This window comes from Nitrospira sp. BLG_2 (assembly GCF_049222245.1).
The window spans coordinates 1-26,674 of the sequence record NZ_JBLYIG010000352.1; the positions used below are offsets into that span (position 1 = coordinate 1).

The window sequence follows — 26,674 nt, forward strand, 5'->3', positions numbered from 1 at the left end:
GTCTTGTTCCGCTACGGCATAATTCCCGACACGGTACATACAAATGAAAAAAACAGGGGGTTGACAACTTCAATTAACAATGATACTGAGAACTCATATCAACTTCGTGAAGCGCGGATCTGTTTCGGAAATACGGTTCGAAGGAGAAAAGATGACACTGATCTGTCGAAGATGTGGAGGGTTCGTCATCGGCGAGCGAGAAGTGGATTATTATCAGCCGAGTCATTGGAGATGCGTGAACTGCGGTTGGTATCACAGGGGTGCCAGTGTGTCGCCGGTTCAAGCTCGGGACCGGCGGATCGTGGCGCCTAGAAGTTAAGGCGGAATATCGAGAAAGGGGAATACTGCTGTGAAGAAGACATTACGAACCCAAGAGGCGATGAAGTTGGTTCTATGTGGTTGCGGCAAGATACACGTGACTTGGGGTTCTATCACGTTGCATTTCATGCGCGATGAGTTCCAGGCGTTTGCCGAGTCGATACGGCGTCTAGCAGCAATCATGACACAGCCCTCCGCGAATGAAAAATCGCCGGCCACAACGTCTTCCTTCTCAGAAGTGTGTCATTAATGGAAGAGCAGGGCGATCATCCTGAACGAACTATGGAGAAAAGGCTCCGGGTCGTACGGGGACAAGCAAGGGTTCAATCAAGGGGTGAGAGGGTTGTGCGGCTTCTCCATCGAGAACATCCGAAGGATTCACTGTGAAGAGACATCAGCTCCGATCGCGCGACGATCTTGCCGTATTTGTCAGTTTGACAGCGGCGGTCGGCATTCTAGTATCAGCTACTGTTGCCATGTGGGTGTGGTCGGTTGTCTCGGATGCTCCGGTCGCGATAACCGTTGAAAAGGGCTTGGGCATACCCTAGCAGAACCGCGGCCCTTGCCGGTCTCATTATGCGGAGGCAACGGGCGTTCTGTCATTCGGGGAATGTGGGGAGTTTCCGCTATTGCGTAGGGTCAGCCGCCTAGTGGTTAAGTCGATGCGACGAATCTTCATCAGCGGGATACAACTCTGAAAAAATATAGTGTTGATTCTAAGAATAAGGGGTTGACAGTAACGACGGCCCAATGATATTGAGAAATCGTCTCAAATATGGATCTGGATTACTCACTCTAAATAGTCCATGTGCGGGAATGTTCTAGGAGACACGAACTCGCTACGTGCGGTTCGAGCCCTCATAAATAGCAGTCAATCAATGGACGAGGCCAGAGTCGTTGAAGACCGGAGCCCAGGGTGTCGAAGGACCTCTTGGGCTTTTTTGTTGAAAGTAATTGAAGGAGATCGCGATGAGGACCCTGGGTTTGAATCTCGTCGGAGCAGAGTCCGCGGTATCGCATGATGCGCGTGGTCTTGTGGGCACCCCCATGGCGCTCACGTATACGCAGATCGCAAGCTTATTTCATCAGTACCGTGAAGAACTCACACGCAGGTTAATCGGCATGGTGAAGTGTCGCGAGACGGCCGCCGATCTTGTGCAGGATACCTATCTGCGACTGCTCAGGTTAGGCAATCAGCATGTCGTTGAGCAGCCTCGTGCCTTGCTTCACAAAATTGCCACCAATTTGGCGATCGACCATTTGCGGAAAGAAAAACACAGCGTCCAAGGCATCGATTGTTTGGATACGGCCATGGCAGTACCCTGTCACGCACCCTCTCCGGAACGCCAGTTGCTTGGGAAACAGCGGTTTCGACTTTTTCTGCAGGCAATCGAACATCTTCCAGCTCGAACTCGCGAGGCTTTCCTGCTCTGCCGAGTGTACGGATACTCCTATCAAGAGATCGCGACGCGCATGAACATCTCTGAAAGCGGTGTCGAGAAACTGCTCATGCGCGCGCTCGACAGGAGTTGCCAAGCACTGGAAGCAATAGACAACGCTGAGTGAGGAAGTTAGCCGGTTGATTCGTCACACTGTAACCAACGATCGCTTCGTCGGATTTTCCCCGACGGGCCGACTTATGCAGCGGACGGACGAATCAAGCGACATGGTTCCATCTGAAGAAGGAGCCCGGCTCCGGAAGGAAGCCGTAGCGTGGGTCATTCGATTACATCGTGGCGGTATGTCGCCGGAGGACCGGAGGGCATTCGATGCGTGGCAAGCGAAAAGTCTCGCGCATGCCCGCATGTTTCAAAAGGTCTTCGCGGTGTGGGACTGTGCCGAGCTGCGTGCGGCTGCAGCTGTTGCGGCGGCTGAGCCATCCTTGTTCAATGTGAGGCCATGTTCGGTCAACGATGCGTCTCGTCCATGTATCGTGGAAGGGACGGAGACTGCCGTTCGAGCTGCTGAGCATTTGTAATCTCTTCGAATCCTTCCTCTCATTATTTCATGTCAAACAGGTGAGGAAAGGCATATCGCTTTCCGTCTACACAGGGATGGGTCAGAAGTAGGAGGCCTAGAGACTGAAATGGACCGAAGGGAATCAATGGACAGCGAGCCTATATCGCAATACCAGCATACAAATCGCCGATGGCCCTACCAGTGGTTGTGGTGCTTGTTGCTCATTGCTCTTATCATTCCGGTCGGCGACTCCCTCTTCGCGCAGGAAAATCTTGCCCCAGGAATGAAATACCGCAAGACCGATACCAACGCCGGCACGCTCATAGCGGAACCTGCGACGCCGGGTGCCGCCGACCCATTGCCGATCGGGGAAAACGAGGTGACGCCGCGTGAACAAACAGCTGAGCCGATCGAATCCGCGGAACCGAAGCCGGTGGAACCAAAGCCGGTGAGGGTACCTGAAATTGTGGTGAAAGAAACACGGGAGCGAGATACATCTTATACCGTCGAGGACGTATCGACCGCAACCAGAATTCCTGTCCCGGTACACGACACGCCTCGATCGGTCGAGGTTGTGACCAAGCAGGTGCTGGAAGATCAAAAAGTCATCCGTTTCAGCGAGGCCTTGCGGAATGTGAGCGGCGTGTCCGAGTTCAGCAACCAGGGCGGCCAAGGCGGCACCGTCATGATCCGGGGATTTGCGTCGGATCAAAGCGTTTTTAAGAATGGGTTCCGCGACGACAGTTTCTTCAGCTCTCGAGCGCAACGCGACATTATCAACATCGAGCGTATTGAAGTGATTAAAGGCCCGCCATCATTTTTATACGGCCGAGCCGACCCGGGCGGTGTCATCAATCAAATTACGAAAGCGCCGTTGAAGACGCCTTACTATTCCGCGGAAATGCTGTTCGGCAATTATGACCTATATCGCCCCCAAATAGACATCGGCGGACCGCTGAACGAAAGCAAGACCTTGACGTATCGATTCAACGGTCTATACGAAAACGCCGGCAGTTATCGGGAGGGCATGCGCTCGGAACGGATCTTTCTCGCACCGACCTTTGGTTGGGAAGCGGGACCCCGGACGACATTTCGGTTCGAAGGCGAATATCTTTATGATAATAGGCCGATCGATCGTGGTCTCGTAGCGATCGGAGGCGGGGTGGCTCCCATCCCCATCAGTACTTTCTTGGGCGATCCGTCGAGGAAGCTGGAGACGAATCATGGAAAGGCCACGCTGACATTCCTCCACGACTTCAATGATGTGTTCAAATGGCGCACGGCATTCAGAGCGGCTGTGGCCAGCGGCCGATACTCCAGCTTGGAATCTAACTTTTTGGTCGGAGATGAAAATGATGGGATTTTGAACTTGGCAAGGTATGAGATTCCGACCACTACTCAAAGTCATTACCTACAAAACGAGTTGCACGGACGATTCTCGACCGGCCCATTCGCGCACAAGACGATTGTCGGAGTCGAACTGGGACGCGAAGTCGCCTCAGAGTCGGTGTCGGGAGATTTCGGAGGGGATACCTCCGATCCAGGTGTCATCCCTTTCAGCTTTATCAATATCTTCAACCCCGCAAGCAGATTGTTCGTAGATACGCCTCTCTCAAAATTCAGTAACACAAAAACCGTGAACAATATTCTGGGCTTTTATTTCGGAGACCACGTGAGCTTCGGGGACAAACTCCACCTGCACGGTGGCGGCCGATTTGATTACTTTAAGCAGAATCTGACTGTTCGTCCCGACGATTTCACGCCGACCCAGAGCCAAGACAGCCAAACCAACATGGCCTTCAGTCCATCGATTGGACTGACGTATCAGCCCTGGAAACCCATCGCATTTTTTGTCAACTATACGGAATCGTTTCTCCCTCAAGCTGCCGGAACGAGAAGCATCACGGGGACTCTGTTCGATCCGGAGCGTGGAAAGTCCGTTGAAGGGGGTGTGAAGTTTCAAGCCTTCGAAAATAGATTGCGAGCCAGCGTTGCGGCATTCAACATCAAGAAGAAGAATGTGCTGACCTCTGACCCGCTCAATGGATTTCTATTTTCGGTAGCAACCGGTGAGCAACGCAGCCAAGGGATTGAGTTCGACATAGCGGGTAGAATCCTGCCAGGATGGGACATTATCGGCAACTATGCCTACATCGACGCGCGGGTCACGCAAGATTTGCTGTTTCTCCAAGGCAGCCGAGTTCCCAACTCCGCACTGAACCAAGGCAGCCTCTGGACGACGTATTTTCTCCAGGAAGGCCCGCTCAAAGGCCTCGGTGCCGGAGTCGGCATGTATGCTCAAGGGAAGCGAGTCGGGATATTTCAATGCCAGGATCCGGCCAATTGCCAGGCGCCGTTCGAACTTGCAGGATACGTTCGGATGGATGCGGCGGTGTATTATCGACGACCGGAGGTATTTACCGGAACGAATCTGATCGCCGCAGTCAATTTCACCAACTTGCTGGATCAGCGATACTTTCCGGGTGCGCAAAACTTCAGGGAAATCATCTATACCGGCGCGCCGTTCACCGTGATTGGTTCAGTGAAGCTGGAGTTCAACTAAGGGAAATGCGTTTGGCATAGTTGACGGCGACAAGTAGGCATACCTCTCTCCCATCTGGCATCCTTTGCCGGCCGTATCGGCTGGAAAGTTAATCAGAGCGGCAGATCCATCGGAGGGACTTCTCCGGCAACTAAGGGTACTCTGCCCGGGAAGATGGACCGAGGACGTTGCGCTCGCTCGTCAGCGTCACTATCTCTTACTCGACACCTCGTGTATCCCCACGGCGTCCTGCTAATAGCGTCCAGGCTGGCTACGGCTGTAAGGATCACGTTGTGCAGCCGGCGGAGCTTCGTCGAAACGAGACTGTTGGCCCGACTGATCGTAGCCAGGCGCGGGTCGTTGTCGACCCGAAAAAGAATCATTGGCACAGCCGGCGACCATGGTACCGGCTAGAAGGATACAGGGCACCGCGCATAGAATACGAATCATGCTGAACCTCCTCAGTCATTCGCAGTTATTTCGAGGCATTCCTCATACAACCTGTCTGCCGTGCTTGCCGGATACGGCATATCTAAGAAGCCCTTTCGGCCTGCGAAGAGTCAGGTACTATTCGAACTAGCAAACGCGCCATTTTCTTATCTTGCCATTAATCCTACCCACTGTGCAAAGGTAGAGTGCGCTGAGCTAGGCTCGAAAAAGCGGACGCCTTCAGCCTCTGGTATGAGATCTGGAAGTGTGGCATGGAGCGGTTACCGCGACAGAAGTACGAAGGAGTTCCGTGAGCAAGCCGTGCGGCTCGTGCTGGAACAAGTTGACGACTCCGGAAGCGACCGGCGTGAGGCTGCAACGCATGGCGTCCACTAGTGACGACCGGGGTCAGGGTCGCAGAGCGTCAACCTTTTGACCGTAGTGGAGATCACCTCACGGTCTTGACTACCATGGGACTTAAAGACTGGACTTGCAATGTTGAGATCTAACCGGCTCATCCGATGCCGGCTGCGGTTTCCGTCTCATTATTCGTCTACATCTGAGAAGTGTCTCGCGAGGTCAATCGACTTGGGTTCATAGCTCAATGAAATGTGAACCACCCCATGTCCCAGCGTCGGTCGCCCTGTTCGAACGCTCTGGAACAGAGCTACACAGGCTCGCCGTTTGACAGCACGGCAGCGCATTTGCCATATCTGCAGTGAACGATGAGCAAGCAAAAGAGATCTCAACCGCTCCCTTGGAAACAGGTGACCTCCCGCGTGGGAGCCGCCGCGCTGGGCGGCTATGCGCTCGCCTATGCTTTTACCGCCTGCTTGACGCTGCTGCTGCCGCTTCCCAAGACCGAGGCGATCTTGACTGCCGCCATGCTTTCGTTTCTCCTATACGCCGGAGCCATCATCTGGGCATTTGCCGCGGCGACGCCGTGGCGCGCCTGGATCGGCCTGTTGGTTCCGGCCGGGGTGTTTGCCGCGATCGCAGCGCCATTGGCACTCGCCATCGGCCAGTGAGTTCCATGAAAATAGAGCGCGTGTCCTGGTGATTCCATGAAAGCCAGCTTCACTCAGTCGATGGATTGGCTCCATACCTGGGGTGGGCTCTTCTTCGGATGGGTTCTCTTCGCGATCTTCCTGACCGGCACGCTTACCGTCTTCGACAAGGACATTACCTTCTGGATGCAACCGGAGCTGCATCATGTGGAATCCGCTCACGTCGATATCGATGCCGTTCAGCAACAGTTGACTCGGCTTGGACTCAATTCGGAGCGATGGTGGATCGAATTTCCGTCTGCTCGGGCTCCGGCGGTTACGGTCTTCTGGGAGGAGGGTGACACGTTTGAAGAACGGCGGCTTGATCCCACAACCGGAGCGGTCCTTCAGGTCCGTGACACGAAGGGCGGAGAGTTCTTCTACCGTTTCCACTATTCCTTGCATCTCGATCGAGCCGGGGTGTGGATTGTCGGAGCATCAGCTATGGTCATGCTGGTCGCGCTGGTCACCGGCCTGGTCATCCACCACCGAATATTCAAGGATTTTTTCTCATTCCGCCCGCGTGCGACGTCCCATCGGGCCTGGCTGGATGCGCACAACGTGACGAGTGTGCTGGTGCTTCCTTTTCATTTCGTGATCACCTTCACCGGTCTGGTCATTTTCTGGACGATCTACATGCCGGCGGGGATTCAGTTTATGTATGGAGGAAACAACGAAAAGGTTTTTCAAGAGCTTGAAGGGCATATCGAGCGCGAACCGGCGCAGAGTCCGGCCGGATTGGTATCGCTCAGTGAATTGGAACGGCAAGCGCGAACCCATTGGAACGGTGGATCCACGGAGTCGATCGACATTCAGCATCCGGGTGACCGGCATGCCCTCGTGAACATCTCCCGCCGCGCAGACGACCGCCTGGCTCTGGTCGCAGATCGGGTCACGTTCGATGGGGCAACCGGCGAGCTGTTGCAGGTGTGGAAGAGTGAATTGCCGGCTTTCACGACCTATTCCGTACTGATCGGCCTTCACTATTTATGGTTTGATCATGATGCCATCCGGTGGCTCTATTTCTGCATGAGTTTGGCGGCCACGGTCATGATTGCCACCGGGCTGCAATTATGGATCATCAAGCGCCGGGACCGGCATGCCGAGCATCCTCTCGGCACGCGAATCGTGGAATCTCTGAACATGGCCGTCGTCGCCGGCCTGCTGGTCGCGACGGCAGTCTTCTTTGTGGCCAATCGCTTGCTTCCAGTCGCGCTACCGGACCGTGCCGGTTGGGAAATGAGCAGTTTTTTTCTTGCTTGGGCGTTGTGCGCGACGCATAGTTTCGTCCGATCCCGAGCCCAACAGGCGTGGCGGCAGCAATTGTTCATGGCGGCGGCGCTGTTCGTCCTGGTCCCGATCTGTAATCTGGCGACCACCGAGAGTCACCTCTTTGTCACGCTCGCGACCCGGAATTGGCGGCTGGCGTCGGTCGATCTGACATGCCTTCTCGCGGGTCTTCTGCTGGGATGGGCGGCGTGGCGCGTGGGGCGGCGGGCGGCACAGACGGCTCACCATTCGCTCGATCCGCTCAGAAATGCGGAACAGGCGTAAGATGAGATGGATCGCGCTGGCGCTCTGTTACAACGGATGGCTCGGATTGTGCCTGGCCATGCCCAAATACTATAGGCAAGTACTACAACAGAATGCCGCTCCGCCGGCTCAGCATGTCTTGAGGATAATCGGCTGGAGCGGGCTCATCGGTTCGTTGGCCGTTTCCGTGTCGGTCGAAGGGTGGTCGTTCGGGCCAGTGGCATGGGTCGGTCACCTGGCGATTACAGGCCTCGCGCTCGTGTGCATACTGCCGTATGCGCCCCGTGTCGTTCTTGCCATAGGGGTGCTTGGAATGGCATCCGTCATCGCCCTCTAGTTCAAAGGATAACCGGCGCGTACGAGGCCGCGGAGAGCCTGCCACGCGAATTGATATTCCTTTCCAGAGGCTATAGAAATTGCTCTCGATCCCGGCGCCTTGACTTTGCGTTCTCGCTTAGGCATACGGACAGCGAGCCCTAAGCCTCACGCAACCGGCCGTCACCGTCCGAGTGATAAGCCGAGGACGGACTGTCTCGTACAAGATCGATAGCCGAAGACGTGGTGTCTGAAAAGTCTCAAGAAAATATATGAGTGCTCAAACCGATGTAATTCATCGCCCGGCTGGCTATACAAAGGGATACCGTATGAAATGGATGGTATTCACGGGATACATGGTATCTCTATGCTTTTCACTCTCCGGATGCGCATTCTCTTCGATCGACGAAAATAGGCCGCTTGAAGTGACCAGTCGCATTGAGGTCACGCGCAATGAATTTAAAATTGACATTAAACAGGATGAATCGACCAAGGTCACCTCGTACACGGGGCCCAACTGTGCCGAAAACCCTGTCGACCATATCGTGCTGATTCGCGCGCGGCAAATAGAGGATGAGCCTGTCATGTATCAGATCTACGTGTCCGACAGATACATCCATGAGCGACTGCGCAGCGGGATGGGCGGGAAACTCTACCACACGGCGCATGACATCGATGGGGACGCATTGCCCACGGAAGTGCTTTCGCGCAGTGTCAATTGGTGCGGAAAGGACGAGTGTCAGTATGTTGAAGTTGTGGGAGTCGCGATTACCCGGCCGTATCTAGAGGATCGTATCGCTCGCGGACTCACTCTGAAGATCAGCGGCACAAGGGGAGAGGGAACCGCCAACATCCCGGCGGCTTACGTGCAGGCCTTTCTTAAGAGAGTGCCGGAGCAAGGGCCACGGCAACACGTGCACAATGCGGGCAATATACAACCGGTGAAAGATTGAAGCGAATGAACACGGTCGTGTGGTCGGTGGAACTATCGGCCGACGCGACCGATCTGCTTTTGCATCCAGCGAACCAGTTCATTCTTGGTCATCTCACCGGCAGCAACCCGGCGCGTCACAGCTTCGAGGTCTTTGGAAGAGACCGTCAGTTCAATGACGTTTTTATCGAGGAAAACAAACGCCGTCATCACGGCCGCGCGTTTATTCCCGCCTAAAACGGGTGGTTTTGAGCGATATGAAAAAGATACTGCAATCATGACTGCCGCTGGGCCATTGGCTTCATGAGAAGCAGCTGACCGTGGCGGTGAATTTGCGCGATCTGCTGGGTTAGGGTACATCGAATCGGATCGATTCCACCATGCGACTCTTCTTCATGGCTGTTCCTGCTCTCGCCGACGCGTGATTTTAACCGAATGCCAGGTTCCGCGTTCGCTGCGTATCGTAATTCATCGCGGCAAAAGGCTGGTTCTCGCGCATCGGTGGCTTCGTTAGAGAATACCTCGAAACGGCGCGCCGTTTGCGTCGAAGCAAACGGCGGCGTTGCGCGTGAGCGATGCGAAACTCCCGAGGAGATCGACCTGTGGCGCGCTTGAAGAAGTGACTGAACGAAAATTGGTCGCTGAAGCCGAGGGCGGAGGCGATCTCGTCGATGGATGTGTCGGTGGTGATCAACATCGCGGCGGCGGTTTCCGTTCGCTGGCGCTTCAGATAACCGGAGAACGATTCTCCCATCGTCGAGTGAAACAAGTCGGAGCAATATTTTTCAGAGTATCCCAAGAATCGGGCCAAGAGCTTGAGAGTGAGTCCTTTGTGAAGGTTCCGATCTACAAATTCCGCGATGTCTTTTGACAAATCTTTTCGATTCAATGAAGAGCCGCGAGAATGCGTGAGTGCGACCGAGAGATTGCAAAGTTGGCACACGATTTTCAGCAGTTCCTCATCCGTTTTTGCGCTCGAAAGCCGTTCTGCCCACGAAGGAGCTTGGCGTCGAAGTCCTGCCGTCAAAGTCCACAGTCGACCACGTGAAAGCGTGAACCTTCCCGATCGATTCGTTGTATTGACCTGTTGTGGAGCACTTTCGAATGTATCGATCCGACCGACGTCAATGTCATCGTGTAATATTGTTGGCTTGATGTTCATCTGAATACCTTACTTAGGAGAGAATGTTTTCAACCATGTTTTGAGACGTCGCGTTTGAATCGACCTGGCGAGTCCCCGAGCCTGCCCTCGTTGGCGCCGGAGCAACCGGCACTTGTGGCACCAAAACAGGCGATCCCGGCATCCAGTCGGCCTGTTGCACCTCTGACAGTTTATGATGACAGTTTCAGCAAAGTACTGTGTCGCCATGAAATCAGTCTGTTCCCATGAGGCACATTGTCCGTTACAGATGGATGGTAGTTGCGCATTCATAGGTCATTCAGCGCTCCAAGAAAGTGAGATTGTGACGCCCTGATTTGGTTAAACCGACTCCTTCCTGCTACACCGATTCATCGGCACTTGTTCAGCGAAATGTTAGAGATAATGATTTTGAGAACGATTATTAGTATCTTAACGGAATATCCTTGTCAAGGGGCACGGCCGAATGATCTTCCGTATGCTTTGCAGGCCGCCAGCTCGACTACATCGAAGGACTGAAGCAGGCGTTAAAGGGATTTCGGTCGCAGCGCCGCCACATTAGCGGGTTTCCGGATCGCCAGGTGGAAGGCCTTCGTTAGTCCCGCCACGAATGTCTGTGGAGCCCATATGAACAGCATAATCGTGAAATGGAATTCAGCATTCGGCGAAGTGGCCTAGGTCTGCTCGGTGGGACGAGCTCCATCGACGTCTTTGCCAGAGAGTCGTACCTTCCTGATTCCGGCGATCTTTGAGTATCTACTGCCAATTGCGAGTGAACGTGAGAGGAATGCGCCGACGCCGGTGCACATGCTCACTATCCCAACCCAGGCAACATTGATCATGGAGTGCGTCCATTTCTCATCGGCGGGGTGCATTCAGCTCCGGAATGCAGCGCCTTGTCTGTTCGGCAGATGACAGTTCGCGGCAGTACGAGAGATGCGTTGATTGACTTGCGCTGCTGAGGTTGCAACAATGATAGCGCATCGCAGGGTATGCGCACAGAAGGAGTGCTTCATATCGCCTCGAGTTGTGCTCTTGTCGCTTCCTTCACTAATGATGATGCTCGTTCTCCCGAACTGCGCCACCCGGCAGACGCATGACGAGCATCAGTCGTTGGTCGATCCACCTTTCAATCCGCTTTAAGTGAGGACCGATGCAGCAAGCTCAAACAGGAGCATAGTTATCTGCAGCTGTGTGCCTTTAGACGGGCGAGGTTCCCAGGTCCCTGTTCGTGATGTGCCAGGTTCCGTCTCCACCATATAATCGCGATCTCCTGATGATCAGAAGGCTATTCGGATCGAGGACGCCCTGCGGAATGTGAGCGGTGTCCACTGTAGAGTAGCAATAGGTCGCGTTGCCGGATTTTGAGATCGAGCAACTGTCTGAATCTCGCTGTTCGTCGGTTCTTCGCTGCGGACTCTTCTTGTCATTGATCTATCAGCGGTTGGCTGTCGCGGCGAAGGCGTCGTCATGATCTTTCGATGAATCTACACGTATTCATTGCATCATTGGCCGGAGCCGGTGTGGAATTTCTTGAAATGGCTGTGATTGCCTATGCGCTGGCGAGAACCGGTTCCGTCGCGGAGGCGGTCATCGGCATGGTGCTGGGGAATCTGCTCATTGGTCTGCCTGCCTATGCCGCATGGCCATGGCTCGCGGGGATTCCCATTCATATCTTCCAATGTACCGTCGGCGTCCTGTTGCTCTGGCTGGGAGGGTCGTGGGTGGCCAAGTCTGTCCGTCGTAAGCGACACAATCAACGGGCGGGGTGGATGGACAATCCAATGCGGGCTTTTCCGGGCGGCGGCGAATCCCGCCGAACGCGCTTCAGTTTTTTCAACACCTTGGTCATGACGAAAAGCGCCGCGATCGAGGCCTTCGAAATCTGCATGATTGTATCCGCATTGGCTGTGGCTTCCCAGGCGTGGGGTTCCGCACTGGCTGGAATGGCCGTCGCGTTGCTGGGGACGGGATGTTTTGTCATGGTATTGAAAGGCAAGGTTCAGCACGTGCCGGAGGTGGAGTTCAAACTATGGACCGGCGCTCTGCTTTCGGCGATCGGCCTCTGGTGGATTTACGAAGGATTGATGAATTGGCCGTGAATGACCGATCTTCCAAGGCCATACTGGTCCTGTCTATCATGGCCGGACACGATCGCGCTCCTCTCAAGATCCCTCGACCAAACAGCTGGAAGCATGGACTGTGGCCTTCTTCCGCTGCTGTCCTCAGATTCTCTTGCGCTCGGTAACTTTCAAGCTTTTCACGTTGAAAGACCACGCTGTGACACGCAATCGATCACTGCGTACGATGCCTTATTGTGACTCCCGTATTTTCTTGCTCTCTTCGTCGGTAAACTCGTGGCGCGCCGAGGTGGTTTCACCGAAGTGCTGAAACGCCGCCTCCACCATGAGGGGCGCCAGTTGTGTGAGGTCATTCGAGCTGCTCGTGTTCATCGTTTCGCCGCGCCACAGCTCGGCGGCAGCCCCTGTCCCTCGCGACTTCTGCAAATCGAGCACGACGATGACGAGTTGATTCTTGTACTGCCGCCTGCTCGTCGCTTCGGACGGCGTGCTGGTCGCCATGCCATAGGAGTCTCCACCGCCCGGCCCCGATGGACCCATGCCGGCCCCGGCGCTCATGGGAGGCACCGGCGCGCCGTCCGCGGTGGCGGATGTGCCGACAGCTGTGCTGGCATAGGCGAGATAGACACCGAGCTGCGCGGTCTTGCCGGTGGTCTTTTTGTATCCGCGCGCATCCATTTTAGTGGAGACCAGCCTCGCGTATTCAGGGAAGGCCGCGTCGGTTTCCACTTCATTGGTAGGCATCACCGTATAGGTCACGTGCTGGGGAATCGGATCGGGAGACGTACCGGTTCCTGATACGTGGACGGTCACGGTCTGCGCACATCCCGCACAGGTCAAGAGTCCAAAGATGACGACGCTGCCGTACGACAGTTTCATGAGACTTCCTCCTCTTGCTGATAAGTGTCCGGTTTATTCGCGTAATCCCTGGGTGGAACTCGCCGGCGCACCGTCAATGATGGAGAGTTCGTACCGTCGGTGCAAGCCCGATCGAGAGGGCGTAGGCACATCCGCGAAGTAAACATGGTCTTCAGGTGGCGGCGGTTCGCTTGGGTCACGATGACCAGCATCACTACGCGTAAAATTTTCAAGGGAGAGGCTGCGGCTCCCTTCATGTTCCGCGATCAACCGCCAAAAATATGAAATCGGTGTTTCGTAGGCATTGATCGTGGAAATGCACTCCAAGTCCAAGATGTTACTCGGCGGAACAGTCGTATCTCCTCGTTTCATAAAACGTATTCCCTCATTCCGGCGTTCTCACGGTACGCCATGCAAGGGACGGGGCGGTGAAGTTATGAACCGCTCCAGTGATCTAGAGGTTCGATAAAAATTTTTCCACGGGTGAGGAAACAACTTCGTGTTCCGTCTAAGTAGTAAAGGGCGCCTCAGTCAGCAAAGAAGGGACGCGGCCTTGCTACCGCCAGTCTTGTTCCCTTCGATGCAGATGGCCTTCGAGCTCACCGGCTGAGGCACAAGAGAAACCCTACAGAGGTTCATTGCGGTTTGGGATGATAGGGGAAACCCGCATCTCACGCTCCTGGTGCGTCTAACGCCTGAGAGAGGCTTCATTGGCATCCGAAGAGCACAAAGGCATAGCGACACTCGTCGATCTCGCTCGCCGAAGAGCGACCTGCCTCGCCGACCGATCGGCGTACATCTTTTTAACCGACGGAGATGTGGAGATTTGCGAAGTTACGTATGGCGAATTGGATCGCCAAGCGCGCGCCATTGCGGCTTGGCTCAAGTCATTGGGAGCTCAAGGCCAGCGGGCTGTCCTGCTATATCCGCCCGGTCTTGACTACATTGCGGCATTCTTTGGTTGCTTGTACGCGGGAGTCGTTGCCGTACCGGCCTATCCTCCGCAGCGGAAGCGAACGCTGGGAAGATTGCGGGCGGTACTTGCAGACTCGGGGGCTGCCTTTGCCCTGGCGACGACGAAGATTCGCGTCGGCGTCGAACGGCTATCCCGCCAGGATTCAGGAGTTGACGAGCTCGGGAAGGTGCAGTGGCTCGAGACGGATGCTCTGCCCCACGACATCGAGAATACATGGGAACAGCCAGCATTGACGCCGGAGACGCTTGCCTTTCTCCAATACACCTCGGGTTCGACCGGATCTCCCAAGGGAGTCATGGTCAGTCACGGGAATCTGTTGCACAACCAACGCATGATCCGGCAGGCGTTCGGCCATACCGACGAGACGACGGTTCTTGGTTGGCTTCCGCTCTATCACGATATGGGGCTGATCGGGAACGTCCTTCAACCGCTCTATCTCGGCAGGCCGTGTGTGCTCATGTCACCGATTCATTTCATGCAAAAGCCGTTTCGGTGGCTGTCCGGCATTTCTCGGTATCGCGCCACGACCAGCGGCGCGCCGAATTTTGCCTATGACCTCTGTGTACGGCAGGTTTCTGCGGCGGAGCGAGATTCGCTGGATCTGAGCTCATGGTCGGTGGCTTTCAACGGGGCTGAGCCGATCCATGCCGGGACGCTGGATCGATTCTCGGAAACGTTCGGTCCCTGCGGGTTCAGGCGAGAAGCCTTTTACCCTTGTTACGGGCTGGCCGAAGCGACGTTGTTCGTGGCGGGAGGTGAGCACGGCGCAACGCCGATTCTCAAAACCGTCGAGAAGGCGGCGATGGAACGGGGGCGGATGATCGAATCATCGACGGGTGGCGGCGATGCGTATCGGTTGGTCGGATGCGGCAAAACCGCCTCTGATCAGCAAGTGGTCATCATCGATCCGGAGACGCGTTCGCGCTGTCCTTACGGTCAGGTCGGGGAGATCTGGGTCAAAGGCCCGAGCGTGGCCCAGGGATATTGGAATCGCCCGGAAATCACGGCGCTCACATTCATGGCAACGACAGCGGACACGGCGGAAGGGCCATTTCTTCGGACCGGCGACCTGGGCGTGATCCGGGACGGCGACCTGTTCGTGGTCGGAAGATTGAAGGATCTGATCATTATCCGAGGGAGAAACCATTATCCGCAGGACATCGAGACAACGGTGCAGGAAAGCCATCCGTCTCTCAAGCGCGACTGCGGCGCAGCCTTCTCCATCCCCGTCAACGATGAGGAGGAATTGGTTGTGGTGCAGGAAGTTGTCGGAGGCTCTGCGGTCGATTTGGACCAGGTTGCGGCGGGAATCAGCCGGGCGGTCGCCGAGCATCACGAAATCAAAGTACATGCCGTCGTTTTGATCAAGCCGGGGACTCTTCTCAAGACTTCGAGCGGGAAGGTTCAGCGACACCTGTGTCGGACAAAATTCTTGGCGCATGAACTGGACGCCGTTCGAATAGCGTTCCAAGACAAGGGGACTGAGGGGCGGACGGACGGCGTAACGGAAGACTTCGAGGATGGCGTGATGGACGCGGTAGCCAAAATTTTGGCTCATGCGCTCGAACGCGTTCACGTAGGGCCTCACGACAATTTTTTCGAGTTGGGCGGAGACTCGTTGCGAGGCACGCAAGTACTGACGCGGATACGGGAAGTCTGCGGGACGGATCTTCCTCTCGAATCTCTGTTCGACGCTCCGACGGCAGCGGGTCTGGCGGCGCTGATTCAACCGGGAAGTCGATCGACTGTGGTTCTGCCGCGCAAGAGGCCGGAATCCATGAGTCCGAATGACGTGATGCCCCTGTCTTTTTCGCAAGAACGATTCTGGTTTCTCGATCAGCTTTCTCCGGAGAGTTCATTCAACAATATTCCGGTCGCCTTGCGGATGACGGGGGCGCTCGATCGCGAGTCGCTGCATCGTGCTTTGGCTGAAATCGTGCAGCGCCATGAAATCCTTCGCGCGAGATGTGTCGTCTCTCACGGCTATCCCGGTCAGGTGATCGATCCGCGCCTTGATCTGCCGCTTCCAATCGAGGATCTCACGGGTCTGCCGGATTCAGCACAGGAAGAGCAGGTCGGATTACTGCTGTTGAAGGAGGCCCGGCAATCGTTTGATCTGGCGGCGGGTCCCTTGATTCGAGCGCGGTTGCTTCGATTGAGCCAGGCGCAGCATGTCCTCTTGCTCACGATCCATCACATCGTCGCCGATGGTTGGTCCATGCGCATTTTGGCCCGTGAATTGAGCCGGTTGTATGGGGCATTCATGAACGGACTCGATTCTCCTTTGCCGGCTCTACCGAAGCAATACCTGGATACGGTCTTGCATCAACGTGAATGTGTGGACGGTCACGAATGGAAACGGCAAGAGACGTATTGGCGCCGGCAGCTGGAATCCGTGCCACAGGTGCTCGCGCTGCCGTTCGATTTTCCGCGCCCCGCCGTGCAAGGGCAGAGGGGCGAACGGTACGCATGGGGCGTGGATGGAGAAATCGGGAAACGTCTCCACTCGATCGGCCGCAAGCACCAGGCGTCGCTGTTCATGACCGCTCTGGCCGCGTTCAACGTGCTTTTGGCCCGCTACAGCGGACAAGAGGAGTTTTGTGTCGGCACACCTGTGGCCAACCGGTCGCAGCCGGAATGCGACTCGATGATCGGCTGCTTCGTCAACACCGTGGCATTGCGTGCCGATCTGTCCGGTAACCCTTCTTTCTTAGAGCTACTGGCGCGGGTCCGAAAGACGGTTCTTGGAGCGCATGCCAACCAAGATTTTCCGTTCGAGCGGCTGGTTGAGGCGCTGCATGTGCCGCGCAGTCTCAGCCATACGCCGCTCTATCAGGTCATGCTGACGCTGGAAGAGGATCAGCCCGATCCTTGCGGGCTGGATGGTTTGGATGTCCGGCGGATGAAGACGAGCACGCGCACATCCGTCTTCGACCTTACGCTTGAGCTGGTCGCGATGAAAGGCGGGGCTCTGGAGGCGGTGTTCGAGTACAGCACGGACTTGTTCAGCGGCGAGACCATCGCGCGCATGGCCCGGCACTTTCAGGAATTGTTGCGGCAGCTTGTGCTGCATCCGGAAGCCCGCGTGAGCGATGCCAACATGCTGGGGGAGACGGAGCGAGCGCACCTGCTGTGGGATTGGAACGAGACGGCTTCGGAAGATCCGCACGACGACGGCCTCCATCAGCTGTTCGAAGCCCAAGCGCGGCGGACGCCGGACGCCGTCGCGTTGGTGTGGAACGGCGCGTCGTACAGTTACCGGGTTCTCAATGAACGAGCCAACCAACTGGCCCGCGCTCTCCGATCGCAGGGCATTGCCATGGAAAGCCGCGTCGCGTTGTGCCTGGACCGTTCTCTGGAGATGGCGACGGCGTTGCTGGGCATTCTTAAGGCCGGGGCGGCCTATGTGCCGATGGATCCCCAGTATCCCCGCGAACGACTCGGGTTCATGATCGAGGACAGCGGAGCGGAGCTGGTGCTCACGCACACACGCTGGGTCGAGACGTTCCAGAACCAGCCGGTTCCAATCATCGCCCTCGACGAGATGTGGCCGGCCGTGACGGCGTTGCCCGGCGGCGATTGCCCGTGGCGCACGGATCCGGAGAGCCTCGCCTATGTGCTGTACACCTCGGGGACGACCGGCGCACCGAAAGGAATCGAAATCTCTCATCGCGCCCTGGTCAATCACTGCACGGCCATGCTGAAGCAGTACGGGCTGCGGCCGGTTGATCGAGTGCTGCAATTTGCCTCGATCAGCTTCGATGTCGCGGCGGAGGAATGCTTTCCGACCTGGGCGGCCGGGGCAACAGTGGTGTTGCGCCCTAACGAGCGCGTGCCGGCGTTTTCGGATTTCGAGCAGTTCATCGAGGATCAGGGGCTCACCGTGTTGAACCTGCCGACCCCCTACTGGGCCGAATGGATTGAGGCGATGGAGCAAAGTGGCACGGCGCTTCCCGTGTCGCTCCGCTTGGTCGTCGTGGGCAGTGAGAAAGCCTTGCCGGACAGTCTGGTCCGCTGGCAACGCCTCGCCGGGGATCGCGTCGCGTGGTGCAACTCGTATGGCCCGACGGAAACCACGATCACGGCAAGCTGTTTTGTGCCGGAGCGACAGGCTGAGTGGAGCTTCAAGTCCACCGTGCCGATCGGGAGACCGATTGCGAACGTCCAATTGTATGTCCTCAATCCGGCCTTGCAGCCGGTCCCGATCGGAGTGGCGGGTGAGCTTTACATCGGCGGGGCCGGCGTGGCCCGCGGGTATCATCGGCAGCCGGCTCGCACGGCCGACCGATTTATCCCGGACTGTTTCAGCCGCGAACCGGGCCGTCGATTGTATCGGACCGGCGACAAAGTGCGTCGGTTGGCGGACGCCAATGTGGCATTTCTCGGACGATACGACGACCAAATCAAGGTGCGCGGATTCCGGGTCGAGCCGGCGGAAATTGAGTTTTGGGTGAAGCAACATCCGGCCGTGAAGGATGTCCGTGTCTTCCAGGAAGTGCTCGATCAGCCCGGCTCGCCGACGAGGGCACGAGCGGCGGAGGCGCAGTTGGTGTGGGCTGTCGTGTCTCGGGCGGAGAGCCTCGTGACGCCGCAGGAGCTGCGGAGTTTCCTGGCCGAACGGGTGCCGGGGTACATGATTCCCACGGCGTGGGTATGTCTCGACGTCTTGCCGCTCACATCGCGGGGGAAGGTGGATCGGCACGCCTTGAGGCATCTCGCCGGACGGATGCAGCTGGCGGAGCCGGGGTCGGCTCCACCCCAGACCGAGACCGAGCGGGCGATTGCCGAGATCTGGAAAGAAGCCCTCGGCCTCCATGCCGTCGGTCGCCACGACAATTTTTTCGATCTCGGCGGGCATTCCCTCCTTCTCGGCAAGGTGCTGACACAGGTTCGCTCGCTGAGCAACCGGCCACTGGCGATGGTCGATTTGTTCCAGTATCCCACCGTGGAGACTCTGGCCGCGTATGTCGCCGGCGAAGGGCCTCGCATGGGAAGTCGTGAAGCGGCGGCTCACGCCGAACAGACGCAAGAGGTAAAGGAACGACGCCTGGCGGGCTCGCAAAGGCTGAAGCGGCAGCGGGAACAACGACGGGCGATTACGCGCGGAATCTGATGATGGATTCAGACAACGACGATCAAATCAACGAGCACGATGGATTGGACATTGCCGTCATCGGGCTGGCTTGTCGCTTCCCCGGCAGCCATGACAGCACGGCATTCTGGGCCAACCTACGCGACGGAGTGGAATCCATTACCGCTCTCAGCGAGGAGGACCTGCGGGCAGCCGGAGTTCAAGATAATTTGCGCCAGGATCCGAACTATGTCCGAATGCGAGGCATCATCGACGGGGTCGATCTCTTCGATGCCGACTTCTTCGGCGTGACGCCCAAGGAAGCCGAGCTGATGGATCCGCAGCACCGGCTGTTTCTCGAATGCGCGTGGGAAACGTTCGAACATGCGGGCTATGACCCGGAACGGTTTCACGGGCCGATCGGTGTCCATGCGGGCGCCAGCACCAGCGGCTACCTGTTCAATCTTTTCCCTCAGGGCGTGCTCTTGCAGTCGGCCGCCGATATGGCGGGTCTGCTCGGCGTGGAGAAAGATTCGCTGCCCACCCGTGTGTCTTACAAATTGAATCTGGAAGGGCCGAGTGTCGCCGTCCAGACCGCCTGTTCCACATCATTGGTTGCCGTCCACTTGGCTTGTCAGGGTCTGCTGGCGGGTGAATGCGATATGGCGCTGGCGGGGGGAGTCTCCGTCAATGTGCCGCAAACAGTCGGCTATCTCTATCAGAAAAGCGGAATTGCCTCCCCCGATGGACATTGTCGCGCCTTCGACGCCGATGCGCGCGGGACGGTCGGAGGAAGTGGAGTGGGAATCGTGCTGTTGAAGCGATTGGAAGAGGCCCGGGCCGACGGAGATCATGTCTGGGCGGTGATCAAGGGCTCCGCGATCAATAACGATGGAGCGCATAAGGTCGGATATACCGCACCGCGAGTCGAAGGACAGGCCAAGGTGATTCGGGCGGCGCATGTGGCGGCGAGGGTCGAGCCGGAATCGATACGGTATGTCGAAGCGCACGGCACCGGGACACCCATGGGCGATCCGATAGAAGTGACGGCCCTCACTCGGGCTTTTCGTGTCGCCACCGACAGCAACGGTTTTTGTGCCATCGGATCGGTCAAGACCAACATCGGGCACCTCGATGCGGCGGCGGGGATCGCGGGGTTGATCAAGACAGCCCTCGCCCTGTCCTATAAACAGATTCCTCCCAGTCTGCATTTTTCCTCCCCGAATCCGGAAATTGATTTTAGCGAGACGCCTTTTTACGTCAATACGAAACTGACCGACTGGAACCCACACGACTACCCGCGACGCGCCGGTGTCAGCTCGTTCGGCCTCGGCGGAACCAACGCGCATGTGATCATGGAAGAAGCGCCGCGGGCAGCCCGCGAACCTCGCCGGGTCGATGAACGTCCGCGGCTGATCGTGCTGTCGGCCAGATCCGAGGCGGCACTGGACGAGATGACGGTCCGATTTGCGGCCTATCTTCAGCAACACCCCATGGCTGAACCGTCGGATGTCGCCTATACGCTACAGACAGGCCGGAAAGCATTTCCCCATCGCCGATGGGTGGCGGCCGATACCATCGAATCCGCGGCGCGCGCGTTGAGTCGTCCCGATTCGATGAAAAGGAGCGACCGGGCCGGCGAGCCGAGACCGGTGGTGTTTCTGTTTTCCGGGCAGGGTTCCCAGTATCGCGCGATGGGCCGCGGCCTCTATGCCCAGGAGCCGATCTTCCGTGAGCAGGTGGACCGATGCGCGGGCGCGCTTGCATCCCTCATCGGCATGGACATCAGATCGGCCCTGTTCGAGGAGGAGCCCTCGACGGATCCGGAGAGGCTCAACCGCACGGCCGTTACGCAGCCGGCTCTGTTCGTGCTGGAGTATGCGCTCGCGAAACTCTGGATGAGCCTCGATGTGCATCCTCAAGGCATGATCGGACACAGTATCGGAGAATATGTCGCCGCCTGCCTGGCGGGCGTGTTTTCGCTCGATGACGCGCTGCGGCTGGTCGCGGCGCGCGGACAACTCATGCAGAGTATGCCGCCCGGTTCGATGCTGGCGGTGTCGATGCCGGAAGCCGAGGCAACATCCCTTCTGCGCGAAGACGTGGATCTCGCGGCGGTCAACGCGCCGAATCAATGCGTCCTGTCCGGTTCCGAGCCCAGCATCAGGAATCTGCAGGAAACGTTGGCGAACAAGGGCATACACAGCGTGCGGCTTCAGACCTCTCATGCGTTCCATTCACGCATGATGGATCCCATATTGGAATCCTTCCACGCGCAGGTCGCGAGCGTGGCGCGCCATGCGCCGACGCTTCCCTGGATTTCCAACGTGACGGGCGATTGGATCGAGCCCGCCCAAGCCGCGGACCCATCATACTGGACGAATCATCTGCGTCGGACCGTCCGCTTTGCCGATGGTATCGAAACGCTGTGCGGGAGGCCGGAGCGGATTCTGCTTGAAGTGGGACCGGGGCGAACCTTGTGCGCATTGGCTCAGCAACAGATCAATGGACGGCCCGTGTCGGCGCTGGCCTCCCTGAGCAAACCGCGAGACGGCTCTTCCGCCGCATCCGAACCGTCGAGTTTTCTTGACGCGGTGGGGCATCTCTGGGCAACCGGTGTCGCAATCAATTGGTCCGGGTTGTATCAAGGCGAGCGCCCCAGGCGACTTCCCTTGCCGACCTATCCGTTTGAGCGGCGGCGATTCTGGGTGGAACCGATCAAGCCGTCATCTGTGGCCGGTCAGGGCGCGGTGCCCTCCAAGAAGCCGAATATCACCGACTGGTTCTACGAACCGTCTTGGAGACGATCGAGAGCCGTTCCACCGATCCAATACATTCGGGACGGCTCATGGTTGGTATTTGTCGGCGAGCGGGGAGAGGGAACCGGAATCGTCGAACAATTGGAATCGCATGGGCGACCGGTGGTCACAGTATCGGCGGGGGAGCGATACGAACGACACACGAAGGGAAGATATTCGATACGACCCGGAGTTCGTGAAGATTATCACAAGTTGGCCGATGATTTGCGCCGACAAGACCTCTGGCCGGATCGGGTGGTGCATTGTTGGAATGTGCGCCCTCGGGATAGTTCGCTATCCGCCGAGACGTTCCGCCGCGCGCAAGACAAGGGGTTGTACAGTCTCCTATTCCTGTCCCAGGCTCTGGGAAGCAGGACATCGGCGCAGTCGACATTCATGTGCGTTCTGACCGCCGGATTGCATGATGTCATAGGCGAAGAACCGTTGCGTCCTGAACTGGCTCCGATCGTGGGCATCTGCCGAGTGATTCCTCAGGAATACGGCAATCTCACATGTCGGGTGATCGATCTCCACGCATCGGCATCTTCCGAAGAAGTGCTGACGCGGCCGGTGATCGCGCGACTCTTGGCCGAACATTCCCTTCAACAAGAAGAGCTCGTTGTCGCGTATCGGGGCGCGCACCGGTGGGTTCCCACCTTCCAGCCGGTGAAGCTGGACTATTCGGACGAGCGGCCGGCCTTGCTGCGGACAGGAGGTGTCTATCTCATCACCGGGGGGCTTGGAGGGGTCGGTCTTCAACTCGCGGACTATCTCGTCCGGACCGTCAAGGCGCGCCTTGTTCTGATCGGTCGCTCAAAGCCGACGGAAGCGCACATGCGGCGGCTGAAGACACTCGAACAGGCCGGCGGGGAAGTGCTCACCATCCAGGCGCATGTGGCCGATGAACAGCAAATGCGGTTTGCGCTGGCGCAGGCTTTGGATCGGTTCGGCGCAGTGCACGGAGTGATCCATGCCGCCGCGGTGCCGGGCGGAGGGCTGATCGATCTCAAAACCGCGGAGGCCGTGGAAGCCGAGTTCAGTCCAAAAATTATCGGCGCTTTCGTCCTCGACCACGTGTTGAGGAAAGTGCCCTTGGACTTTATCTGCTTCTGTTCTTCCTTGAACGCGCTGACCGGAGGAGTGGGACAAGCGGGCTATTGCGCGGCCAACGCCACCCTGGACGCGATGGCTCACGCGTTCTCGAAGCGTGGATCGCGTGTCATCTCCGTGAACTTCGATCGATGGAATCAGGTCGGCATGGCGGTGCAGGCCGAAGCCCGGTTGAAAACCTTGCAGATCGATGCCTCCGAATTCGACGGCATGGCGGCGTCGGAAGCGCAGGACGCGTTCGGCCGAATATTGCACGGATGGACGTCCCCGCAAGTCATCGTGTCCGTTCGAGACTGTTCTTCAGTCGTGAGGCAGAGCGCCGGAACCGCGCTGTCGAGCGTTGTCGGTCTTACCGCCAAGAAACAAGACGCGAGCCGGGAGTTGCTTCGCGGTCAGGGAGACCGGATAGCCGGCGAGACGATCGAGGAAAAGGTGTCGCTTGTCTGGCAACACATTCTCGGTCTCGAACACGTCGGCGCGCGCGACGACTTCTTCGCGTTGGGCGGCGAATCACTGGCTGCCCTGCAGATCCTGAACCGGCTGCAAGAAATCTTCGGCAGGGAGATCTCCCTCAAAAAGTTTTTTGAGCACCCGACGGTCGCCGGACTCTCCGAACACATTCGCGGTCAACAAGATGGCGGCGGCACGACGGTACCGGACATTGTTCCGCTTCCTCGAAAAGCGCGCCCTCAACGGATCAGTTCCGTGCATTCGGGCGCCCCGAACCGACCGGAATCATGAGGGATGGACGACGATGAGTTTACTCCGCTTTTTGTACCGTAACGCCTGGCGACTGGTCATGGTCTCCATGGTCGCCGGCTTGATCAGCGGCCTGGCGAGCGCGGGGATTATCGCCCTGATCAATGAGGCGCTGGAAGAGAGCCAGCGTACAGCGGCGCTCGGGCTGAGCTTTCTCGGAGGTGTCGTGCTGGTGGTGGTCACGAAGGCCTTTTCGGAGGTGGTGTTGACGCGATTGGGCCAAGACATCATCGCGCAGTTGCGGGTACACCTCAGCGAACAGATTCTTCGCGCTCCTCTCCGGCACGTGCAGGAGCTCGGCCGCCATCGATTGCTGGCCGCGCTCAACGAAGATACGGATGTCATCGCCCATGCCTACGTTCAAATCCCGCTGATTTGTGTAAACGGCGCGACGGTCGTCGGATGCCTTGGGTATCTCGGATGGCTGTCCTGGCCGATGTTGGCCATCGTCCTCGGCTTCATGATCTTCGGCGCGCTTTCGTTCCAAGCTCAGGAGCAACAGGCTCTCCACTCCTTTAAACAAGCTCGAGAAACGAGCGACACGCTCTTTCGTCATTTTCAGTCGATCCTTGAGGGCATCAAGGAGCTCAAACTGCATCGCGAACGTCGCCAAGCATTTCTGACCACCGGTCTCCGTCCCACGGTGACGGCGTACAAGCGGGACTTCGTCAAGGGCATGACGGTATATGCCGTCGCCACCAACTGGGGCATGTTCTTGTTCTACGTGGTCATCGGACTCGCTCTGTTCATTCTCCCTGATTGGCTGGAGCTGACGCACCAGGCGGTCGCGGGATCGACGCTCGTGCTCCTGTACATGATGGGGCCGTTCTCGCAGATCGTCGAAACCCTTCCCAATGTCGGACGCGCCGATGTCGCGCTCGAGAAGGTCGAGGCATTGGGACTGTCGCTGGAAACCGCCTCCGCGCAGGATCACATCGAGAAACGCGAAAAAGCCGGGTCCAACGGCGCGGGCGGGCCCGTCCTCAACAGTGTGTGGAAGCGCCTCGAGATGGTCGATGTGACGCATCGCTATTACCGGGAGGCGGAAGAAGGCAATTTTCATCTCGGTCCGATCGAGCTGAGCTTCACCCCCGGTGAGCTGGTGTTCCTTATCGGCGGTAACGGCAGCGGAAAGACGACGCTCGCCCTGCTCCTGCTGGGCCTCTATGCACCGGAGTCGGGGTCGATTCGTCTCGACGGGGTGCCGATCGACGAAATCAATCGCGAACATTACCGTCAGCTTTTCTCCGCCGTCTTCTCCGATTATCACCTTTTCGACCAGCTGTTCGGATTGAGCGGAGCAGGGATCGATGGGCAGGCGCGTGAATACCTTGACCGTCTGCAGCTTCGGGGAAAGGTGCAGATCAGAGACGGACAATTTTCCACACAATCGCTTTCCCAGGGCCAACGCAAGCGCCTGGCCTTGTTGACCGCCTATCTCGAGGATCGTCCGTTCTATGTGTTCGATGAGTGGGCGGCCGATCAGGATCCGGTGTTCCGCAGGGTGTTTTATGAAGAGCTCCTGCCCGACTTGAAAGCCCGCGGCAAAACGGCGCTGGTCATTACCCATGATGATCAATATTTTTCGATCGCCGATCGATGTCTCCGGATGGATTTGGGAAAGATCACGACTGTGACGGAAGGGGTGGGCGCATTTCGATAGGGGTCGATGTCGGCACGCGGCAATCGGCTCGATAGCCGTGAGGTTGCCGCACTTTGTGAAGGAAGGAGCGCGTCATGACCGTTCATGTGGATGAGATGAAAAAGATGTTCGCGACGAAGCCGCATTCCGTGGAGGAGGAACGAGAGCGAAATCCTTATTTGGAGCGGCAGACAGAGCGGGAATCGAACGCCCGCAGTTATCCGAGACGGCTCCCGCTGGCGCTCAGCAAGGCCAAGGGCATCTACGTACAGGATACCGACGGGCGGACGTATATCGATTGTCTCGCCGGCGCCGGCGCGCTGACGTTGGGACACAACCATCCCGTGGTATTGGACGCCATTCAGCGATTGCTGCAGGAAGGGGTGCCCTTTCAGACTCTGGATCTGACGACTCCGGTGAAAGATCAATTTGTCGATGCGCTCTTCGGCGCGTTGCCGAAAGCCTTCGCGGAAGACGCGCGGATCCAGTTTTGCGGCCCCTCCGGAGCCGACGCCGTGGAAGCCGCCGTCAAACTGGTGAAGACGACCACCGGCCGGCGAACGATCCTGTCGTTCCACGGCGCCTATCACGGAATGACGCACGGTGGGATGGCGCTGACCGGCCATCTGGCGCCGAAAGCCGCCGTCAGCGGCTTGATGCCGGATGTCCAGTTCCTCCCGTATCCCTACGATTATCGTTGCCCGTTCGGTGTCGGCGGTGAAGAGGGACATCGGCTGTCCAGCACCTATATCGAGCGATTACTCGATGATCCGAACAGCGGTGTCGTGTCGCCGGCCGGTGTGATTCTGGAAGTGGTTCAAGGCGAGGGGGGTGTGATTCCCTCACCCGATGCCTGGCTCCGGGACATTCGCCGGATCACCAAAGATCGCAACATTCCCTTGATCGTCGATGAGATTCAGACCGGGCTGGGGCGCACCGGTTCGTTGTTCGCGTTCGAACGGGCCGGGATCATTCCCGACGCGGTGGTGTTGTCCAAGGCGATCGGGGGCGGTCTGCCGTTGAGCGTGGTGGTGTATCGAGCCGAACTGGATCAGTGGCAGCCGGGAGCGCATGCCGGCACTTTCCGAGGGAACCAAATGGCCATGGCGGCGGGGGCGGCGACCATCGAATTCGTTCGAACGCATCGTCTCGATCAACACGCCCAAAT

The 26,674-nt window shown here is 57.6% G+C and carries 17 protein-coding genes; 14 read left to right on the forward strand and 3 right to left on the reverse strand.

What is annotated here, in order from left to right:
- The first annotated feature begins 701 nt into the window (after window positions 1-701).
- The 4 genes from ACOSYY_RS09660 (at window position 702) to ACOSYY_RS09675 (ending at window position 4,840) form a co-directional block, all read left to right on the forward strand.
- Window positions 702-866, forward strand: coding sequence for a hypothetical protein (locus ACOSYY_RS09660; protein ID WP_421662061.1), 165 nt, complete (start codon window positions 702-704; stop codon window positions 864-866).
- A gap of 421 nt (window positions 867-1,287) precedes the next feature.
- A complete protein-coding gene (locus ACOSYY_RS09665; protein WP_421662062.1) occupies window positions 1,288-1,884 on the forward strand; it encodes an RNA polymerase sigma factor in 597 nt (198 codons plus the stop codon).
- A 13-nt stretch (window positions 1,885-1,897) separates the two neighbouring features.
- Window positions 1,898-2,296, forward strand: a complete 399-nt coding sequence (locus tag ACOSYY_RS09670; RefSeq protein ID WP_421662064.1) for a FecR/PupR family sigma factor regulator — start codon at window positions 1,898-1,900, stop codon at window positions 2,294-2,296.
- A 195-nt stretch (window positions 2,297-2,491) separates the two neighbouring features.
- Window positions 2,492-4,840 (forward strand): TonB-dependent siderophore receptor, encoded by a 2,349-nt coding sequence (locus tag ACOSYY_RS09675; protein WP_421662065.1) that lies wholly within the window; start codon window positions 2,492-2,494, stop codon window positions 4,838-4,840.
- 231 nt (window positions 4,841-5,071) lie between these two features.
- On the opposite strand, the gene ACOSYY_RS09680 is transcribed toward ACOSYY_RS09675, so the two are convergent.
- Window positions 5,072-5,269, reverse strand: coding sequence for a hypothetical protein (locus tag ACOSYY_RS09680; RefSeq protein WP_421662067.1), 198 nt, complete (start codon window positions 5,267-5,269; stop codon window positions 5,072-5,074).
- Window positions 5,270-5,973: 704 nt separating this feature from the next.
- On the opposite strand from ACOSYY_RS09680, the gene ACOSYY_RS09685 reads away from it, so the two are divergent.
- From ACOSYY_RS09685 to ACOSYY_RS09705, 5 genes are all read left to right on the forward strand, one after another.
- Window positions 5,974-6,276, forward strand: a complete 303-nt coding sequence (locus ACOSYY_RS09685; protein WP_421662069.1) for a DUF3649 domain-containing protein — start codon at window positions 5,974-5,976, stop codon at window positions 6,274-6,276.
- A 36-nt stretch (window positions 6,277-6,312) separates the two neighbouring features.
- Complete coding sequence (locus ACOSYY_RS09690; RefSeq protein WP_421662070.1) at window positions 6,313-7,848, forward strand: PepSY-associated TM helix domain-containing protein; 1,536 nt, start codon at window positions 6,313-6,315, stop codon at window positions 7,846-7,848.
- A 1-nt stretch (window position 7,849) separates the two neighbouring features.
- On the forward strand, window positions 7,850-8,164 hold the full coding sequence (locus tag ACOSYY_RS09695) for a DUF3325 domain-containing protein (RefSeq protein ID WP_421662071.1): 315 nt from the start codon (window positions 7,850-7,852) through the stop codon (window positions 8,162-8,164).
- 307 nt (window positions 8,165-8,471) lie between these two features.
- Entirely contained in the window at window positions 8,472-9,095 is a 624-nt protein-coding gene (locus tag ACOSYY_RS09700) for a hypothetical protein (RefSeq protein WP_421662072.1), read from the forward strand.
- Between the two features lie 5 nt (window positions 9,096-9,100).
- Window positions 9,101-9,310, forward strand: a complete 210-nt coding sequence (locus ACOSYY_RS09705; protein WP_421662073.1) for a hypothetical protein — start codon at window positions 9,101-9,103, stop codon at window positions 9,308-9,310.
- Between the two features lie 190 nt (window positions 9,311-9,500).
- Here ACOSYY_RS09705 and ACOSYY_RS09710 read toward each other — a convergent pair whose 3' ends face one another.
- Complete coding sequence (locus ACOSYY_RS09710) at window positions 9,501-10,235, reverse strand: helix-turn-helix transcriptional regulator (protein ID WP_421662074.1); 735 nt, start codon at window positions 10,233-10,235, stop codon at window positions 9,501-9,503.
- A gap of 1,457 nt (window positions 10,236-11,692) precedes the next feature.
- Between ACOSYY_RS09710 and ACOSYY_RS09715 the strand changes: the two genes are divergently transcribed.
- Complete coding sequence (locus ACOSYY_RS09715; protein WP_421662076.1) at window positions 11,693-12,313, forward strand: hypothetical protein; 621 nt, start codon at window positions 11,693-11,695, stop codon at window positions 12,311-12,313.
- Window positions 12,314-12,523: 210 nt separating this feature from the next.
- On the opposite strand, the gene ACOSYY_RS09720 is transcribed toward ACOSYY_RS09715, so the two are convergent.
- Window positions 12,524-13,171: a DUF4136 domain-containing protein gene (locus tag ACOSYY_RS09720; RefSeq protein WP_421662078.1), complete on the reverse strand. Its 648-nt coding sequence runs from the start codon at window positions 13,169-13,171 to the stop codon at window positions 12,524-12,526.
- A 689-nt stretch (window positions 13,172-13,860) separates the two neighbouring features.
- Here ACOSYY_RS09720 and ACOSYY_RS09725 point away from each other — a divergent pair.
- From ACOSYY_RS09725 to ACOSYY_RS09740, 4 genes are all read left to right on the forward strand, one after another.
- Entirely contained in the window at window positions 13,861-19,239 is a 5,379-nt protein-coding gene (locus tag ACOSYY_RS09725; protein WP_421662080.1) for a non-ribosomal peptide synthetase, read from the forward strand.
- Entirely contained in the window at window positions 19,239-23,846 is a 4,608-nt protein-coding gene (locus tag ACOSYY_RS09730; RefSeq protein ID WP_421662081.1) for a type I polyketide synthase, read from the forward strand. Before ACOSYY_RS09725 ends, ACOSYY_RS09730 begins: the two co-directional genes overlap by 1 nt.
- 13 nt (window positions 23,847-23,859) lie before the next feature.
- Window positions 23,860-25,527, forward strand: a complete 1,668-nt coding sequence (locus tag ACOSYY_RS09735; RefSeq protein ID WP_421662083.1) for a cyclic peptide export ABC transporter — start codon at window positions 23,860-23,862, stop codon at window positions 25,525-25,527.
- Window positions 25,528-25,631: 104 nt separating this feature from the next.
- Window positions 25,632-26,674: diaminobutyrate--2-oxoglutarate transaminase family protein (locus ACOSYY_RS09740; RefSeq protein ID WP_526023309.1), on the forward strand; the 1,043-nt coding region annotated here is incomplete at its 3' end.

Bases quoted from the DNA above. Each gene is read 5' to 3' on its own strand.
- ACOSYY_RS09720 (WP_421662078.1), bottom strand. From the start codon at position 13,171: ATGAAACTGTCGTACGGCAGCGTCGTCATCTTTGGACTCTTGACCTGT.
- ACOSYY_RS09680 (WP_421662067.1), bottom strand. From the start codon at position 5,269: ATGATTCGTATTCTATGCGCGGTGCCCTGTATCCTTCTAGCCGGTACC.
- ACOSYY_RS09730 (WP_421662081.1), top strand. From the start codon at position 19,239: ATGATGGATTCAGACAACGACGATCAAATCAACGAGCACGATGGATTG.
- ACOSYY_RS09695 (WP_421662071.1), top strand. From the start codon at position 7,850: ATGAGATGGATCGCGCTGGCGCTCTGTTACAACGGATGGCTCGGATTG.
- ACOSYY_RS09665 (WP_421662062.1), top strand. From the start codon at position 1,288: ATGAGGACCCTGGGTTTGAATCTCGTCGGAGCAGAGTCCGCGGTATCG.
- ACOSYY_RS09735 (WP_421662083.1), top strand. From the start codon at position 23,860: ATGAGTTTACTCCGCTTTTTGTACCGTAACGCCTGGCGACTGGTCATG.
- ACOSYY_RS09715 (WP_421662076.1), top strand. From the start codon at position 11,693: ATGAATCTACACGTATTCATTGCATCATTGGCCGGAGCCGGTGTGGAA.
- ACOSYY_RS09690 (WP_421662070.1), top strand. From the start codon at position 6,313: ATGAAAGCCAGCTTCACTCAGTCGATGGATTGGCTCCATACCTGGGGT.
- ACOSYY_RS09705 (WP_421662073.1), top strand. From the start codon at position 9,101: ATGAACACGGTCGTGTGGTCGGTGGAACTATCGGCCGACGCGACCGAT.
- ACOSYY_RS09710 (WP_421662074.1), bottom strand. From the start codon at position 10,235: ATGAACATCAAGCCAACAATATTACACGATGACATTGACGTCGGTCGG.
- ACOSYY_RS09700 (WP_421662072.1), top strand. From the start codon at position 8,472: ATGAAATGGATGGTATTCACGGGATACATGGTATCTCTATGCTTTTCA.
- ACOSYY_RS09685 (WP_421662069.1), top strand. From the start codon at position 5,974: ATGAGCAAGCAAAAGAGATCTCAACCGCTCCCTTGGAAACAGGTGACC.